At 57.1% G+C, this 16,889-nt stretch carries 15 protein-coding genes and 2 pseudogenes; 12 read left to right on the plus strand and 5 right to left on the minus strand.

Translation table 11 applies throughout. The annotated features are described in order from the left end of the window. Nucleotides 1-14 precede the first annotated feature (14 nt). Together psiF and adrA are read left to right on the plus strand one after the other, a co-directional pair. On the plus strand, nt 15-335 hold the full coding sequence (psiF, locus tag FHC52_RS04290; protein ID WP_126288711.1) for a phosphate starvation-inducible protein PsiF: 321 nt from the start codon (nt 15-17) through the stop codon (nt 333-335). Nucleotides 336-437: 102 nt separating this feature from the next. After that, the gene (adrA, locus tag FHC52_RS04295; RefSeq protein ID WP_063418293.1) at nt 438-1,541 is read left to right on the plus strand and encodes a diguanylate cyclase AdrA; all 1,104 of its coding nucleotides are present in this window, start codon (nt 438-440) and stop codon (nt 1,539-1,541) included. 16 nt (nt 1,542-1,557) lie between these two features. Here adrA and proC read toward each other — a convergent pair whose 3' ends face one another. Continuing rightward, nucleotides 1,558-2,367, minus strand: a complete 810-nt coding sequence (proC, locus tag FHC52_RS04300) for a pyrroline-5-carboxylate reductase (RefSeq protein WP_021241675.1) — start codon at nt 2,365-2,367, stop codon at nt 1,558-1,560. Between the two features lie 97 nt (nt 2,368-2,464). Here proC and FHC52_RS04305 point away from each other — a divergent pair, with 97 nt between their 5' ends. From FHC52_RS04305 to FHC52_RS04320, 4 genes and pseudogenes are all read left to right on the plus strand, one after another. Then, on the plus strand, nt 2,465-2,926 hold the full coding sequence (locus FHC52_RS04305) for a YaiI/YqxD family protein (protein ID WP_021241674.1): 462 nt from the start codon (nt 2,465-2,467) through the stop codon (nt 2,924-2,926). A 141-nt stretch (nt 2,927-3,067) separates the two neighbouring features. Further along, entirely contained in the window at nt 3,068-3,592 is a 525-nt protein-coding gene (gene aroL / locus FHC52_RS04310; protein ID WP_008503273.1) for a shikimate kinase AroL, read from the plus strand. Nucleotides 3,593-3,636: 44 nt separating this feature from the next. Then, nucleotides 3,637-3,828, plus strand: a complete 192-nt coding sequence (yaiA, locus tag FHC52_RS04315; protein ID WP_008503272.1) for a protein YaiA — start codon at nt 3,637-3,639, stop codon at nt 3,826-3,828. A 237-nt stretch (nt 3,829-4,065) separates the two neighbouring features. Beyond that, nucleotides 4,066-4,239 (plus strand): annotated as a pseudogene (locus tag FHC52_RS04320) (AroM family protein); the annotation flags it as partial. 167 nt (nt 4,240-4,406) lie between these two features. Here the strand turns inward: FHC52_RS04320 and FHC52_RS04325 are convergent. Further along, entirely contained in the window at nt 4,407-5,519 is a 1,113-nt protein-coding gene (locus tag FHC52_RS04325; RefSeq protein ID WP_001300563.1) for an IS4-like element IS421 family transposase, read from the minus strand. A 54-nt stretch (nt 5,520-5,573) separates the two neighbouring features. On the opposite strand from FHC52_RS04325, the pseudogene FHC52_RS04330 reads away from it, so the two are divergent. Together FHC52_RS04330 and ppnP are read left to right on the plus strand one after the other, a co-directional pair. Next, nucleotides 5,574-6,092, plus strand: a pseudogene (locus FHC52_RS04330) (AroM family protein); the annotation flags it as partial. A gap of 71 nt (nt 6,093-6,163) precedes the next feature. Next, nucleotides 6,164-6,451 carry a pyrimidine/purine nucleoside phosphorylase gene (ppnP, locus tag FHC52_RS04335; protein ID WP_008503270.1) on the plus strand — a complete coding sequence of 96 codons (288 nt, stop codon included), beginning with the start codon at nt 6,164-6,166 and terminating at the stop codon, nt 6,449-6,451. Nucleotides 6,452-6,499: 48 nt separating this feature from the next. Here the strand turns inward: ppnP and rdgC are convergent, their stop codons facing one another. Continuing rightward, the gene (rdgC, locus tag FHC52_RS04340) at nt 6,500-7,414 is read right to left on the minus strand and encodes a recombination-associated protein RdgC (RefSeq protein ID WP_008503269.1); all 915 of its coding nucleotides are present in this window, start codon (nt 7,412-7,414) and stop codon (nt 6,500-6,502) included. Between the two features lie 123 nt (nt 7,415-7,537). Here rdgC and mak point away from each other — a divergent pair, with 123 nt between their 5' ends. Next, nucleotides 7,538-8,443 (plus strand): fructokinase, encoded by a 906-nt coding sequence (mak, locus tag FHC52_RS04345; protein WP_126288715.1) that lies wholly within the window; start codon nt 7,538-7,540, stop codon nt 8,441-8,443. A 110-nt stretch (nt 8,444-8,553) separates the two neighbouring features. On the opposite strand, the gene sbcC is transcribed toward mak, so the two are convergent. Further along, nucleotides 8,554-11,685 (minus strand): exonuclease subunit SbcC, encoded by a 3,132-nt coding sequence (sbcC, locus tag FHC52_RS04350; protein ID WP_126288717.1) that lies wholly within the window; start codon nt 11,683-11,685, stop codon nt 8,554-8,556. Then, complete coding sequence (sbcD, locus tag FHC52_RS04355) at nt 11,682-12,887, minus strand: exonuclease subunit SbcD (RefSeq protein ID WP_126288719.1); 1,206 nt, start codon at nt 12,885-12,887, stop codon at nt 11,682-11,684. The genes sbcC and sbcD overlap by 4 nt, the downstream gene beginning before the upstream one ends. A gap of 187 nt (nt 12,888-13,074) precedes the next feature. Between sbcD and phoB the strand changes: the two genes are divergently transcribed. The 3 genes from phoB to brnQ all read left to right on the plus strand — a co-directional run bounded on the left by phoB (nt 13,075) and on the right by brnQ (nt 16,810). Next, nucleotides 13,075-13,764, plus strand: a complete 690-nt coding sequence (gene phoB, locus FHC52_RS04360) for a phosphate response regulator transcription factor PhoB (RefSeq protein WP_008503265.1) — start codon at nt 13,075-13,077, stop codon at nt 13,762-13,764. Nucleotides 13,765-13,785: 21 nt separating this feature from the next. Then, nucleotides 13,786-15,081 (plus strand): phosphate regulon sensor histidine kinase PhoR, encoded by a 1,296-nt coding sequence (gene phoR / locus FHC52_RS04365; protein WP_008503264.1) that lies wholly within the window; start codon nt 13,786-13,788, stop codon nt 15,079-15,081. A 409-nt stretch (nt 15,082-15,490) separates the two neighbouring features. Beyond that, on the plus strand, nt 15,491-16,810 hold the full coding sequence (brnQ, locus tag FHC52_RS04370; protein ID WP_008503262.1) for a branched-chain amino acid transporter carrier protein BrnQ: 1,320 nt from the start codon (nt 15,491-15,493) through the stop codon (nt 16,808-16,810). The last annotated feature ends 79 nt before the right edge of the window (nt 16,811-16,889 follow it).

Here is a 16,889-nt window from a genome sequence, read left to right on the forward strand (position 1 = left end):
AAAAGGATGGTGCAATGAAAACAACATTACTGGTTACTCTGCTCTCCGGCCTGTTCCTGGTCGCATCGGCGAACGCGGAAGAGAAAACGTTAACGCCGCAGCAGCAGCGTATGACCACCTGTAATCAACAGGCGACGTCTCAGAGTCTGAAGGGCGATGCCCGCAAGACCTACATGAGCGACTGCCTCAAAAACGGCGTTTCAAAGCCAGCTGAAAAAAGCCTGACGCCTCAGCAGCAAAAGATGCGCGAGTGTAATGCCAAGGCAACCGAGCAGTCCCTGAAAGGGGATGACCGCAGCAAGTTCATGAGTGCCTGCCTGAAGAAAAAAGTGTAGTTCGAACGGGTGAGCGGCTCCGGCGGCTCACCCGAAATTTCATACTTTCCCCGCAGACCCCCTCTCTATAATTTGGGAAAATGTTTCAGAATATTCCCAAAAATGATGAATGATGAAACGTATTACAACACAAAGCGCATTCGGGAAGAGTGGAATTTAACCCTTTCTCAGGATGACCCTCACCGCGCCGGCATTCAGTTTGCCCGGCGCGTTCGGCTGGCGCGCGCCGTGGGGCTGGCAGCGATGTTTTTCCCGGTTGCGGGCATGCTGGTCACCCATTTTTTACCCGGAGGCTGGTGGCTTTTACTGGTGGGGTGGGCGTTCGTCTGGCCCCATTTCGCCTGGCAGTTATCCTGCCGGGCCGCGTCACCTCATCAGCAGGAAGAGTTCAATCTTAAGATCGATGCCATTATTGCCGGGCTCTGGATCGGCGTGATGGGGATGAGCGCGTTACCCTCGGCAGCGCTGGTGATGATGGTCGGAATGAATATGATGGGCTCCGGGGGCTGTCGTCTGTTTATCCCGGGGATCCTGCTGACTCTGCTCTCCGCGCTGGTGACGCTGCCGATTGTTGGGCGCGTGGCCGTCTTCAACCCCGACCTCGTGGAGTGGAGCTTGACGCTTCCCGTAGTGGTGCTTTATCCCATGCTGTTTGCCTGGCTCAGCCACCGCACCGCCGTCAGGCTTGCTGAGCACAAGCAGCGGCTGGAAATGATGAGCACCCGCGACGGCATGACCGGGGTCTATAATCGCCGACACTGGGAAATGCTGCTGCGAAATGAATTTGAGCATTGCCGCCGCGATCGCTGCACCGCCACGATTTTACTGATTGATATCGACCACTTTAAAAATATCAACGATACCTGGGGGCACGCCGTGGGGGATGAGGCGATCATTGCCATCACGCGCCAGCTTCAGATGTCGGTGCGGTCAGGTGATGCCATCGGCCGGTTTGGCGGGGATGAGTTTGCGGTGATTATGTCGCAGACCGCAGCGGAAAGCGCCATCGCCGTCATGTCCCGGGTGCATGAGCGGCTGGAAACGCTGTCGCTACCGTGCGCGCCAAAAGAGGCGCTGCGCATCAGCGTGGGCGTTGCCCCCTGGGGGCCGCAGTTTGCACATTATCGGGAATGGCTAAAGGCGGCTGACGTGGCGCTGTACAGGGCGAAAAATGCCGGGCGCAGCCGCACCGAAGTGGCCGCCTGACGCCCGACTGAAACGATCAGGATTTACTCAGCTTCTCTGATTTTTCCATGCATTTTGCCATTGCCTCAATGACGGCCGAGCGGAATCCGCGCTCCTCCAGCACCCGCACCGCTTCGATGGTGGTACCGCCTGGGGAGCAAACCATATCTTTCAGTTCACCCGGGTGTTTGCCGGTTTCCAGCACCATTTTGGCGGAGCCCATGACGGCCTGCGCGGCGAACTTATACGCCTGGGCGCGCGGCATTCCGCCAAGCACGGCGGCATCGGCCATCGCTTCCAGGAACATGAAGACATACGCAGGCGCAGAACCACTCACGCCCACCACCGGATGGATCATCGATTCGGCAATCACTTCCGCTTCGCCGAAGCAGCGGAAAATGTTCAGCACATCGGCTACGTCTTCCGGGGTCACCAGCGCGTTAGGCGTGACGGAGGTCATGCCGGCGTTAACCAGCGAGGGGGTATTGGGCATTGCGCGAACAATTTTGCGGTCATGGCCCAGCGCGCGCGCCAGCTGGTCAAGCGTCACGCCCGCGGCAATCGACACCACCAGCGTCTCTTTATTCAGGCTGGAGGTGATGTCGCTCAGCACTTTGATCATGATGTTCGGCTTGACGGCGCCAAAGACGATATCGGCGACCTGGGCCACTTCCTGCGCGCTTTCGGCGGCGTTAATCCCGTATTGATCGCGCAGCGCGGCGACTTTGTCCGGTGACGGGGTATAGACCCAAATCTGACCCGGCAGCACCTGCCCGCTGGCGATCAGGCCGCCCAGAATGGCTTTGCCCATGTTACCGCAGCCGATAAACCCGATTTTCTTGTCCATCACGATCCTCCGTCATTATGCGTTGTTTTCTCTGATAGATAGCTTAACAACGAAATGCAGGCGACAATAGTCGGCAGAGTCATAATGGGGAGACAATATGGCGATTTGGGTTGATGCGGACGCGTGTCCGAACGTGATTAAAGAGATTTTATTTCGCGCCGCCGAGCGTGTTCAGATGCCGCTGACGCTGGTGGCGAACCAGAACATTCGCGTGCCGCCTTCGCGCTTCATTCGTTCTTTGCGCGTGCCTGCCGGGTTTGACGTGGCGGACAACGAAATTGTCCGCCTGTGCAGCGCGGAAGATCTGGTGATCACGGCGGACATTCCGCTGGCGGCCGACGTGCTGGAGAAAGGGGCGGCAGCGCTCAATCCGCGCGGTGAGCGCTACTCGCCGTCGACCATCCGCGAGAAGCTTACGATGCGCGATTTTATGGATACCATGCGGGCCAGCGGCGTGCAGACCGGTGGGCCGGACAGCCTCTCACAGCGCGATCGCCAGCAGTTTGCTGCCGAGCTGGATAAATGGCTGCTGGAAGTGAAGCGCCGTACAGCGAAATGATAATTATTGTCAATGTGTGGTACAGTGTGGCCTCCACAGGGTTGTCATCCCGTACCGCTTTGCAGTAAAGTAATCGAAACATCTTCTGCAATTATTTCTTTACACTCTTCAGCCTTCCGGCATCAAGGGGAACACCTGGCTATGACCCAACCCATCTTTTTAGTTGGCCCCCGCGGCTGTGGGAAAACCACCGTTGGCCTGGAGCTGGCACGCGTGTGTCATCGCCAGTTTGTGGATACCGACCACTGGCTGCAAACCGAGGCCGGAAAAACCATCGCCGACATTGTTGAGCAGGAAGGCTGGGAGAGCTTTCGCGCACGCGAAACGGCCGCGCTGAAAGCGGTCACGACCCCGTCCGCGGTGATCGCCACCGGCGGTGGCATTGTTCTGGCGGAGTGTAATCGTCACTTTATGCGCGAAAAGGGGATTGTGATTTACCTCAGCGCGCCGGTGTCGGCCCTGGTTGGGCGTCTGGAAGCCTTTCCGGAAGAGGGGCAACGCCCTGCGCTGACCTCCAGGCCGCTGAACGAAGAGGTGAGTGAAGTGCTGGCCGAACGCGATGCGTTATACCGCGAAGCGGCTCACCACGTGGTGGATGCGTCCGCCTCTCCCGAAGACGTTGTGATTCAGATTATTACCGCCCTGCGTTTGGCGTGTGCCAGCTAAGCGGCGTCTATACTTATAGCTCAGACATAAAAAAAGGATGAGCTATGCCAACAAGACCTCCCTATCCGCGTGAAGCGCGCATTGTGACCGTTGAAAAAGGCCAGACAGGTCACACTGTGACCTGGTATCAACTGCGTGCCGATCACCCCAAACCCGACTCGCTGATCAGTGAACACGAGACGGAACAGGAAGCGCTGGATGCGAAGCGGCGCTATGAAGATCCCGACATAACCTGAGCGGTTTCCTAAACGCTCCAGGATCGTGCCTGAATCACACTTTTTACTCATCGTAAAAGTTAAGCAGGAGTTAATATTTAATTAATACAAGTAACTCTGGTATCGGCAGGCGATCTTTACATTTCGGTGTCGGGATCACCTGCTACGCTTGGTGCTGTTTTGTTGAAAAAACGAACTGTGCAGCGTAGTGAGCCTGTACCTGTGTGCACGATGTTGGAGTAATGGAAGGCGATAAAGATGAAGGCAACGTTGGCGATCCTCACCATTGGTGTGGTCCCTGTAAGCGAAGTGTTACCGCTCTTAACCGAGCATGTATCTGAACAACAGATTACGCATCTCAGCCTGCTGGGCAAGATGAGTCGGGAAGAGGTCATGGAGGACTACGCTGTCGAGGCGGGGGAGGATCCCATAAGCGCTAACTTAAGGGTTGAACCATCTGAAGAATGCGACGCCTCGGTGCCTCGTTAAGACGATGCCTCGCGTTCTTCAATTGCGTTTTGTAGGCTGTCAGGGATACTGTCCCACGAATGGCCACCTGTAAGCTCCAGATGACCATTTTTGTTATTCTCCACAACGAGTTAGTTCTTCTTTTCGGATCCGGCACTTCTGGGGGGGAAATCCAGCGATGGCTGGATTATGTCGTCAATTAAAAATGCGGCGAGTAGATTAGCAAATATCCACGCTTTCGCGAGTTCAGGTTCCTTTGCACGCAAAGCATCCAGGTGCAGCAAACTTTTGAGCCGCTTAAAAGCCAGTTCAATTTGCCATCGCAGACGGTAACAATCAGCCACTTGCTCTGCTGAATATTCATCTTCCGGTAATGATGTTAGCAATAACACATGGCCCGCTGCTTCCAGCGTTTCCGCCTGAACTACTCGTCCTTTTCGACGATTCTCGCTGAGCAGTCGGGTTTTACTGATTAATGCTTTTTCGGGAGGAAGTGATACGGCAATGAGACGTGCCGGAAAGGGAGCTCCGGCTTTTTTATTACCTGAATTGCCTATCATTACAGTGGTTTCACCGTTCTTACCGCAATCCAGCCCGCGCAGAAAACCCATCATGTCAAAGCGCATTCCTTCTGCAGTTAACCAGCGCAATCCTCGCCAGTGAACCCGGACGATATAATCAGCTTCTCCAAAAGCAAGTGAGCGGATACATTCGGGACGCGAACCGAATCCCCGGTCAGCAATGCGTATCTCGTCTGCCGTTTGCGCAAATCGGTCCAGCCGTTCAGCGTCTCTGCTGTCGGTTAGCTCAAAATCAGTGAACTGACAGGTATGAGGATCATATCCCATATGTAGTCGCCATTCAGCGCTGCCGCCCCCGGGCGCACTGATTGCTGTTCCATCGACAAGACGCAATCTCTTTCCGCTTGTACAACCCGTAACTGCGGCGCGTACAGCAAGTGTTTGTGCGGCAAGTATGCCAAACCAGTCGGCGGCATTCCGCAGCCGCTTCAGGAGAGCCACGTCAGATAATGTTGCAACGTCATGGAGCTGAGCCCATGCAGTGACTTCACGTAATGACATCCCCCCGGGGCCGTAAGCCAGCCCCAGACGTAGCAGAGTTGCAGCATCACGAATTTCGCGGCGGCGGGTTAGAGCCCCGGCATTACGTGCCGAAGTATCCAGTTCTTCGGGCTTACCAATATGGGCCAGAATTGCTGACCAGTTATCGTGAGAGTAATTCATCGGCACGTTAAATCATATCAGGCGTAATACCACAACCCTTAAGTTAGCGCTTATGGGGAGGATCCCCTGGCGACGTTATTAAGTGACGGTAAACTGGCGCATGTTTCCCGCCAGAAGATCGAGCGCTCGCTGCAGGGCGTAATAGAAGTGCTCGATAATCAGGGATATGACGTTATTTTGCTGATGAGCACCGCCCCCATAAAGGGACTTACGGCGCGCAATGCGATTTTGCTGGAACCGATGCGCATCATTCCGCCGCTGGTGGCCTCCATCGTGGATGGTCATCAGGTGGGGGTGATTGTCCCCATCGAGGAACTCATGGATAACCAGGAGGCAAAATGGCACGTGCTGGAAAAAGTGCCCTTGTACGCACTGGCCAATCCGTTCTGGGACAGCGAGGCCAAACTCATTGCGGCCGGGAAGGAACTGCTGGAAAGAGGGGCCGATGTCCTGATTCTGGACTGCCTGGGGTTCCACCAGCATCATCGTGATTTACTGCAAAAAGCGCTGGATGTGCCGGTGCTGTTATCCAACGTTCTGATGGCTCGCCTGGCCTCGGAACTGCTCATGTAATGATTTTGCGTGACAGGTGATGAGCATGGCCCCTATAGTGAATTTTTATCTAAAAATATAAGGGCCAGTTCATGCTTCAGAGTAACGAATACTTTTCCGGTAAAGTGAAATCCATTGGTTTTACCAGCAGCAGCACTGGCCGCGCCAGCGTTGGCGTCATGGCGGAAGGGGAATACACCTTCGGCACGGCGGAAGCGGAAGAGATGACGGTCGTCAGCGGGGCGCTGAACGTCTTACTACCGGGTGAAACGGAATGGAAAGTTTACGCAGCCGGACAGGTTTTCAACGTCCCTGGCCACAGTGAGTTCCATCTGCAGGTGGCTGAACCTACCTCTTATCTGTGCCGCTACCTGAAATAAAAAATTAGCCGGGTGGCGCTAACGCTTACCCGGCCTACGGTTTGCCCGTTATCTCTGCGCTTCGCCGCCGAGACCTTCCACCAGATTCTGAATCAACGCCGCCAGCTCGCCGGTCATCAGGATGAAGTCCGCGTCAAAACGCTGGGCGTAATCTTCCCTGTCGATATCTTCGTTCTGATCGCGCAGCTCGTCGCAGAACTTCAGACGCTTCACGGAGCCGTCGTCGCACATCACGAACTGAATACGCTGCTGCCAGTCGAGCGCCAGTTTAGTGACCACTTTACCCGCTTCGATGTGGACGGCGATTTCGTCGCTCACCAGATCCTGCTTCTTCGCGCGGATCACGCCGCCATCTTCCAGCAGGGCTTTCAGCTCGGCTTCATCAAGGATCTGGAAACCCTGAGCCGCAGCACCGCTGCGTACCCATTCGGTCAGCGTCAGCTCGATCGGCGTTTCCAGCGCCAGCGGAACGACCGGTAACGAGCCGATGCTCTTACGCAGCAAGGCCAGCGTATCTTCTGCTTTCTTGGCGCTGGCGCAGTCCACCATGATCAGCCCGTTAACGGTGTCGATCCACATCATGGTCTGGCTGAAGCGGCTGAAGGCGCGCGGCAGCAGGGAGTGCAGTACTTCATCTTTCAGCGAATCTTTTTCGGTCTTTTTCAGCTTGCGGCCCTGTTCGGCTTCCAGCTTGAGAATTTTCGCTTCGAGTGCCTGCTTAACCACCGGCGTCGGCAGTATTTTCTCTTCTTTACGGGCGCAGACGATGATTTGACCCGTGCTGCTGGCGTGGGTCAGTGCATCGCTTTGTGAACCCATTGGCGGAACCCAACCGGTTTTCGCCATATCCTGGCTACCGCAAGGGGAAAAGGTATAAGCGGCTAACTGTTTTTCCATCTCTTCTGCACGCAGCGAAACGTCGCGGCTGAGACGGTAAACCATCAAATTTTTGAACCACAGCATGATAATTTCCACGGCCTTGTCGTTAAATCAGCGGGCATGATAACGAATTGTCGCATCGCTTGCATTGCTAATCGGGAAGCGTGCTTCTACTCTGTTGATAATCAAAATAATGAGGAGAGTCTTGTGCGTATTGGGATCGATTTGGGCGGCACCAAAACAGAAGTCATCGCACTGAGCGAGCAGGGGGAGCAGCTGTTTCGCCATCGTCTGCCAACGCCGCGCGATGATTATCACCAGACTATCGAGACGATTGCCAGGCTGGTCGAGATGGCCGAGCAGGCGACAGGGCAAACCGGCAGCGTCGGGATGGGGATACCGGGGTCGATCTCGCCGTATACCGGCGTGGTTAAAAATGCCAACTCCACCTGGCTCAACGGTCAGCCGTTTGATAAAGATTTAAGCGCGCGCCTGAAGCGGGAAGTGCGTCTGGCCAACGACGCCAACTGCCTGGCGGTCTCTGAGGCCATCGACGGCGCGGCGGCCGGTGCCCAGACCGTGTTTGCCGTGATCATCGGCACCGGCTGCGGTGCGGGCGTAGCGTTCGGCGGGCGCGCCCATATCGGCGGTAACGGCACCGCGGGCGAGTGGGGGCACAACCCGCTGCCGTGGATGGATGAAGACGAACTCAAATACCGCACCGAAGTGCCGTGCTACTGCGGAAAACAGGGCTGTATTGAGACCTTTATCTCCGGTACCGGTTTTGCGACCGATTACCACCGCCTGAGCGGCCAGCCGCTCAAGGGAAATGAGATCATGCGTCTGGTCGAAGCGCAGGATCCGGTGGCGGAGCTGGCCCTGAGCCGCTATGAAATGCGGCTGGCGAAATCCCTGGCGCACGTGGTGAATATTCTCGACCCAGACGTAATTGTGCTGGGCGGCGGCATGAGCAACGTCGACCGGCTGTACGCCATGGTGCCGAACCTGGTGAAGCAGTGGGTCTTCGGCGGCGAGTGTGAAACGCCGATCCGCAAAGCCGTCCACGGGGACTCCAGCGGCGTGCGCGGCGCGGCGTGGCTGTGGCCAGAATAAACGGCTCTGTAAGCCCGGTAAGCGAAGCGCCACCGGGCGAATTCAGGCAGCCACAATAAAAAAGCCGGGTGGCGGCTACGCCTTACCCGGCCTACATGTGGAGTGGACCTTTACTGCACGGCAAATTCTTTATCCAGCTTGCTGTACCCCAGCCCGTTAATCTTCTTCACTTTGATCTGCACCGGAATACGCTCTTTCATCGCCTCAACGTGGCTGATCACGCCGATGGTTTTCCCGGTGGCGTTCAGCGCGTCGAGCGCATCCAGCGCGGTATCCAGCGTCTCACTGTCGAGCGTGCCGAACCCTTCATCCAGGAACAGGGAATCGATTCGCGTTTTATGACTCACCAGATCGGAAAGCGCCAGCGCCAGCGCCAGGCTGACCAGGAAGCTCTCGCCGCCGGAGAGGGTGCGGGTATCGCGGACCGCATCCGCCTGCCACGTATCCACCACTTCCAGCTCCAGCGCGTCGCTGGCCTTACGCTGCAATAAATAACGCCCGTGCAGGCGGTTAAGCTGCTGGTTAGCCAGCCAGACGAGATTGTCCAGCGTCAGCCCCTGGGCGAACTTACGGAACTTGTCGCCGGTGCTGGAGCCGATCAGCGCGTTCAGATAACCCCAGTCATCCGCCTGGCGCGCGGCCTCTTCAATTTGCTGCATCAACGCCAGCTGGTGCTGCCGGTTATCGCTGTCCTGCTTAAGCTGCTGACGGATCTCGCCCTGATGCGTGGTGTTCTCGCGCAGCTGTTGCGCCAGCTGCTGCAGCTGGATTTGCAGCGTGGCGGCATCGGCATCGAGCCCTTCCGGCCGCAGTGCCAGATGAGACTGCAGCTGCTGGTTCGCTTGCCCGGACAGCGCCGCGGCCTGCTGGATCTGGTTTTCCAGAGATTGTTTTAGCTGTTCGAGATGGCGAATAGCGTCGTCATCCAGCAGGGCGGCAAGAAACGCGTCCTGGTCGGCAAAGCAGCTCGCCGAGCGCGCCGCGGTGAACTGCGTCTGCGACTGCTGCAGGCGCTCTCGCTCCAGCCCTTCCTGCTGCTGTTGCGCGGTCAGCTGGCTTTGCAGCGACACGCACTCGTCGTGGATGGCGCGCCAGTTATCAGGAATAACCGGTTCGGCGTCTTCGCTGTTCGCTGCCGGAAGCGCGTCGAGCAGCGGCTTCAGGGCGTTTATGCGTTCCTGAAGCACGCCGTGCTGCGTTTGCTTCTCCTGCCACTGCGCGAATTCCGCTTCGCGGGCCTGAAGCCAGGCGGCTTCCTGACCCTCTTCAGGTGCGTTAAGTGAGAGCGCGAGCAGGGCATGTTCCAGCGCCTGCCGCGTGGCCGCCAGCTGCTGCTGATACTGCCGCTCCTGCGCGTCCTGTTCGTTGAGCTGGTTCTGCAGGGTGAGACGCTGACTGAGCTGATAAAGCTGGCGCTCGTACTGTTCCTGTTCGTTCAACCATGGCGCGATATCGTCCTGAATATTCAAGGTAATGTTCAGGGACGTGCAGGCCGCCACCCACTCTTTAGTGAGCGCTTGCTCTTCCTGAGAAAGCGTCTGCGCGTCGTCTGTCTCGCGCTGGATCTGCTGAGTCAGGGCATTGACCTGTCCCAGCACCAGCAGGCCTTCCTCTTTAAGGGCGGCGACCTCTTTTTCCAGGGCATCACGGCGGCGCTGGTTATCCGTCAGCTCAAGTGACTGATATTGCTCAACGGCCGGATGTTCGCAGGAACCGCACAGCGGACAGGGTTTGCCTGCCTCAAGCCGGGAGCGGTAATGCTCCAGCTTCTTAATTGTTGCTTCGGTTTCGCACAGGGCTTTCAGGTCGAGATAGTGCTGGTTTTTCTCTTTGTACTGCTGGCGGCGCAGGGTCAGCGTTTCATTGAGTTTATTTTGTTCGGCCTGCGCCTTCTGCACGTTTTCACCGCTCTGGCGCAGGCGCTTTTGCAGCGGCTGATAGCGGGCATGCAGCGACGTCAGCTGCTGGCGCAGCGTGCGGGACCTGGACTGCTGCTCCATGGCCGCGCTGACCTCATCCGCCGTCAGCGTCAGCGCGTTTTCCGGCATCGCAGCCAGCCTGTTGCGTAATTCACCTATCCGCGCAGCAAGCGAGGCTAACTGCGTTTTATCGCGGTTAAGCTGCGAGAACTGGGCGCGCCAGCCTGCAATCTCCTGGCCTAACAGACGATAGCGCTCGTGCTCCGCCAGCCACTGCGCCAACGCCGTCAGTTCGGTCTGAAGCTGCTCGTGGTTACGCAGGGCGGTATTGCGAATACGTGAACGCAGCGCGGTTCTGGCTCGTAAGCGAGTATTTACTTCGATAATTCGCTGCTGCGTTTGTGCCAGACGCGCGGTTTGCTCCTGCTGATGCTCCCAGAGCGGTCGCAGCTGGGCGGCGGGCAGAGCAAGCTGCAGTTTTGCCAGCTCAGGCGCAGCGTCCGTCAGCGCCTGTTGCGCCTGCTGCTGCATCGCGGCGGCGCGCTGTTGCTCGCGCACGAGCTCATCATGGCGCGTAAGCCACTGAAAATGTTTCTGTTGGTTTTGCTGCTGTTCCAGCAGGGTTTTCTCTGCGTCAGTAAGTGCCTGCAAACTTTGCTGTAACTGCTGCTGTTGTTCTTCGCTCAACAGCACGACGCCCGCCGCCTGCGCCTCGCACTTTTCAAGCACGCTGCGGGCCGCTTTGTGTTTCTCAAACACCATGGCGGAAATCTGACCGTAGATTTCGGTGCCGGTCAGCTCTTCCAGCAGCTCGGCGCGATCGCTCGGCTTGGCATTAAGGAAGGCGGCAAACTGCCCCTGAGAGAGCAGCATCGAGCGGGTAAAGCGCCCGTAGTCCAGCCCGGTGAGCGCGGCGGTTTGCTCCAGCTTATCCGTCACTTTGTCGGCCAGAATTTTGCCATCTTCGCAGCGCGCCAGCTCCACGCGCGGCGCCTGCAGGTTACCGTCCGGCTGGTTGCGCGCCCGGTTCTGGCTCCAGAAGGCGCGATAGGCGGTGCCTTTTACCTCGAACTCCACTTCCGCCAGACATTCGGCGGTGTCGCGGGTCATCAGGTCATTTTGCGCCTGGGAGACTTTATTCAGGCGCGGCGTTTCGTGATAAAGCGCCAGACAAATGGCGTCGAGCAAGGTGGTTTTACCTGCCCCGGTTGCGCCGGTGATGGCAAACAGCCCATTGCTGGCAAACGGCTCAGCGGTAAAGTCAATTTTCCACTCGCCCTTGAGGGAGTTGAGATTTTTCAGGCGCAGGCTCAGAATTTTCATGCGTTTTCTTCCTCGTCATTGAGCGCATGCAGGGTATGGCTGAACAGTTCGCTGAGCCTTGCACGCTTCGCATCGTCAATCTCCTCCTGTGAGAGCCTGCGTTCAAATACCTCTTCGACCCCCAGTTCACTGAGCGTTTCGCGTTGAGCGCTTAGCAGAATTTTCTCGCGCTGCTCGCGGCTGCGGCGCACCAGCAAGACCTCTACCGGCAGGTCTTCGGTCAGCGCCTGGATTTTCCGCTGTATATCGTGCAGGTAGTCGTCGGTGGTGATTTCGATGTCCAGCCAGATGGGGGGATCTTGCTCGACGCCGCGCCACTGCTCCAGCTGGGCGGTGATGGCATCGAGATCGCCTTTCAGCACCGCCAGCGGTTGAGTTACGGGCACCTCCAGCGTGTCGACGGCGCTGAGTTTGCCCTCGCAAAAGCTCACCAGATGCACGGATTTGGCTTTGCCCGTTTCGTCAAAGCTGAGCGAAAGAGGCGAGCCGCAGTAGCGGATGTGCTCGCAGCCGCCGACGATCTGCGCCCGGTGGATGTGTCCGAGCGCAATGTAGTCGGCTGGCGGGAAGTGCTGCGCCGGAAAGGCATCCAGCGTGCCAATATAGATGTCACGCACGGCGTCACTTTTACTGGCCCCGACGGTGGTGAGGTGCCCGGTCGCAATCACCGGAATCGGCTGGTCACCGCGCAGGGCACAGGCTTCGGCGTGCTGCTGGCGGTAATAATCGGCGATCGCCTGTAACAAATGCTGCTGCTTTTCCGCGCCCGACAGCCCCGCCTGGCTTTGCACGATGTCGCGCGGACGCAAAAAGGGAATCGGACACAGTACCGCCCCGGGCGACCCGTCGCGCTTTTTCAGGATCTGCGGGGCGTGCCCGGCGCTGGCGACGACGGTGGTATTGAGAAACGCCAGGATGTCGCGGGATTCGTTAAGCGTCGCGACGGAATCATGGTTGCCGGCGACAATCACCAGATGACAGCCGGTTTGCTGCAGATTCACCACGAAGCGGTTGTACAGCTCACGGGCATAGCTCGGCGGCGAGCCGGTATCAAAAATATCTCCCGCCACGATAATCGCGTCCACCTCATGCGTCCGGGCCGTTTCCAGCAGCCAGTTCAGGAACGCTTCATGTTCAGCCGCACGGCTTTTGCTGTAAAAATTTTGACCCAGATGCCAGTCCGAGGTGTGAAGTATGCGCATAGCTGATCCGTGGCAAAAAAGAGAAAGCAGGATTATAAACGTTCAGAGAAGGGAAAATAACCGCTGTAATAAAACAACAGTTTGCCATTTATAGTGGTACTGTTTTTCATAAATCTGTCATAAATCTGACGCATAATGGCGCCGAATTACAAACTTGTAACGTAAATAAGATAAGACAGGGCAAAGTATGGCGAGACGTATTCTGGTCGTAGAAGATGAAGCTCCAATTCGTGAAATGGTGTGCTTCGTGCTCGAGCAAAACGGCTTCCAGCCGGTTGAAGCGGAAGATTATGACAGCGCAGTGAACCAGCTGAATGAACCCTGGCCCGATCTGATTCTGCTGGACTGGATGCTGCCCGGCGGCTCCGGACTGCAGTTTATCAAACACCTGAAGCGTGAAGCGCTGACCCGCGACATCCCGGTTGTGATGCTTACGGCGCGCGGAGAAGAAGAGGATCGTGTGCGCGGTCTGGAGACCGGCGCGGACGATTACATTACCAAACCGTTCTCCCCCAAAGAGCTGGTGGCCCGCATTAAAGCCGTGATGCGCCGTATTTCGCCGATGGCGGTGGAAGAGGTGATTGAGATGCAGGGGCTGAGCCTTGATCCGACTTCTCACCGCGTGATGACCGGTGAAAATCCCCTCGACATGGGGCCTACCGAATTTAAACTTCTGCACTTCTTTATGACCCACCCGGAACGCGTGTACAGCCGCGAGCAGTTGCTGAATAACGTCTGGGGAACTAACGTGTATGTTGAAGACCGGACGGTTGACGTACATATCCGCCGCCTGCGAAAAGCGCTGGAACTGAGCGGCCACGATCGCATGGTGCAGACGGTCCGCGGCACGGGTTATCGTTTTTCTACCCGTTTCTGAATAATGACAGGAGTGTGACGCGTGCTGGAACGTCTGTCATGGAAAAGGCTCGTCTTTGAACTGATCTTATGCTGTATTCCGGCCTTCATTCTGGGGGCCTTTCTTGGACATCTGCCGTGGTTTCTGCTGGCGTCGGTCACCGGGCTGCTGATCTGGCATTTCTGGAACCTGCTGCGCCTCTCCTGGTGGCTGTGGGTTGACCGAAGCATGACGCCGCCGCCCGGAAGCGGCAGCTGGGAGCCGCTGCTGTACGGTCTGCACCAGATGCAGATGCGAAATAAAAAGCGCCGCCGCGAGCTGGGAAGCCTGATTAAGCGTTTTCGCAGCGGTGCGGAGTCGCTACCGGATGCGGTCATTCTGACCACCGAAGAAGGGACGATCTTCTGGTGTAACGGCCTGGCGCAGCAGCTGTTGGGCCTTCGCTGGCCGGACGATAATGGCCAGAATATCCTCAACCTTCTGCGTTATCCCGAGTTCACGCTGTACCTGAAAAAGCGTGATTTTACCCGTCCGCACAATCTCAAGCTCAATAACGGTCGCCATCTGGAGATCCGCGTGATGCCCTACAGCGATAAGCAGTGGCTGATGGTGGCGCGCGATGTCACCCAGATGCACCAGCTGGAAGGGGCGCGCCGCAACTTTTTCGCCAACGTCAGTCACGAATTGCGTACCCCGCTGACCGTGCTGCAGGGCTACCTGGAGATGATGCAGGAGCAAACGCTGGAAGGTGCGCCGCGTGAAAAAGCGCTGCACACCATGCGCGAGCAAACGCACCGGATGGAAGGCCTGGTGAAGCAGCTGCTGACGCTCTCGAAGATTGAAGCGGCACCGACGCTCGCGCTGAATGACACCATCGATGTGCCAATGATGCTGCGGGTCGTGGAGCGTGAAGCGCAGACGTTAAGCCACAAAAAGCATCACCTGACCTTTGAGGTCGACAACACGCTAAAGGTGCTGGGCAGTGAAGATGAGCTGCGCAGCGCTATCTCCAACCTGGTATATAATGCGGTAAACCATACGCCGGAAGGGACGGAGATCGTGGTGCGCTGGCAGCATACCCCAACGGGGGCCGAGTTTAGCGTGGAGGACAACGGGCCGGGGATCGCGCCGGAGCATATTCCGCGTCTGACCGAGCGCTTCTATCGCGTGGATAAAGCACGATCGCGGCAGACGGGCGGAAGCGGCCTGGGGCTGGCGATTGTGAAACACGCAGTGAATCACCATGAAAGCCGTCTCGATATTCAGAGTACCCTGGGTAAAGGAACCCGCTTCAGCTTCGTGATCCCGGAACGATTAATTGCCAAAAAGATCGCCTGACGGCAGGTGTGTCATTTTACCTTTCCACGGGTCAGCCATCGCTGGCCCGTTTGCTTTGCAGTCAAGCGAAACGCGTGTGAATTTTATACGGCTGGCTGTTTTTTGTTCGCATGATTAGCCATGGGTTTTTCTTATAATTAGCGTATTGTGCTGGAGTGTATTTTCATGCTGGCATATTGTTCTGGTTTTACGATCCCACCTTGCCTTTAAACGTTATAAGCGTTTAAATTGCCCCCCAGATACTGTCAGACCGACTGTATTTGCGTGGTAAATCGAAAAACTATTCTTCTCCACGCCAGGACGGGAGCATATCCCGCTAAAATTGAGCAAATTTTCGGCTGTATCGCCCCGTCAGGGGCAGCGAAAATCTCAATGTTTTCAACACCACATCCACAGGCAGTAAGGTTTTATGACCCATCACTTAAAATCGCGTGACATCATCGCGCTGGGCTTTATGACATTTGCGCTGTTCGTTGGCGCAGGCAACATCATTTTCCCTCCAATGGTTGGCTTACAGGCGGGTGAACACGTCTGGACCGCCGCGTTTGGTTTCCTGATTACTGCCGTGGGTCTGCCGGTGCTGACCGTCATCGCGCTGGCGAAAGTCGGCGGCGGTGTAGATAGCCTCAGCACCCCGATTGGCAAAGTGGCGGGCGTTCTGCTGGCTACCGTCTGCTACCTGGCCGTGGGTCCGCTGTTTGCCACCCCGCGTACCGCGACCGTTTCCTTTGAAGTGGGTATTGCTCCGCTGACCGGTGACGGCGCGATGCCGCTGTTCATCTACAGCCTGATCTACTTCGCTATCGTGATTCTGGTTTCCCTCTATCCGGGCAAGCTGCTGGATACCGTGGGTAACTTCCTGGCTCCGCTGAAAATTGTGGCGCTGATTGTTCTGGCGGTGGCGGCTATCGTCTGGCCTGCAGGCCCGATTAGCGACGCGATGGACGCCTATAAAAACGCCGCGTTCTCTAACGGCTTTGTGAACGGCTACCTGACGATGGATACGCTGGGCGCGATGGTGTTTGGTATCGTTATCGTTAACGCCGCGCGTTCCCGCGGTGTGACCGAAGCGCGTCTGCTGACCCGCTACACCATCTGGGCTGGCCTGATGGCCGGTGTAGGCCTGACGCTGCTGTATCTGGCGCTGTTCCGCCTGGGCTCCGATAGCGCGATGCTGGTCGATCAAAACGCGAATGGTGCGGCTATCCTGCACGCCTACGTCCAGCACACCTTCGGTGGTGCGGGCAGTATGCTGCTGGCGGCGCTCATCTTCCTGGCCTGCCTGGTTACCGCGGTTGGCCTGACCTGCGCCTGTGCTGAGTTCTTTGCGCAGTACCTGCCGCTCTCTTACCGTACCCTGGTGTTTATCCTTGGTATCTTCTCCATGGCGGTATCCAACCTCGGTCTGAGCCACCTGATTCAGGTCTCTATTCCGGTACTGACGGCGATCTATCCGCCGTGCATCGTGCTGGTGGTGCTGAGCTTCACCCGCCCGTGGTGGAACAACTCCTCACGAATTATTGCGCCAGCCATGTTTATCAGCCTGATTTTTGGTATCCTTGACGGGATTAAAGCATCAGCGTTCGCTGAAATTCTGCCAGCCTGGACACAGCGTCTGCCGCTGTCCGAGCAGGGCCTGGCCTGGCTGATGCCTACCGTTGTTGCACTGGTTCTGGCGGTTATCTGGGACCGTGCTGCAGGGCGTCAGGTCGCATCGAACGCCCATTAATCAACGGCAACAAACTGTTTAACCACGGGGCTTAAGGCCCCGTGGTTTTTTGTTTTTTTCGTGTTGAATGGCAAGATTT

It is taken from the genome of Enterobacter sp. EC_64, from assembly GCF_019584165.1.
Classification (GTDB): Bacteria; Pseudomonadota; Gammaproteobacteria; order Enterobacterales; family Enterobacteriaceae; genus Enterobacter; species Enterobacter roggenkampii.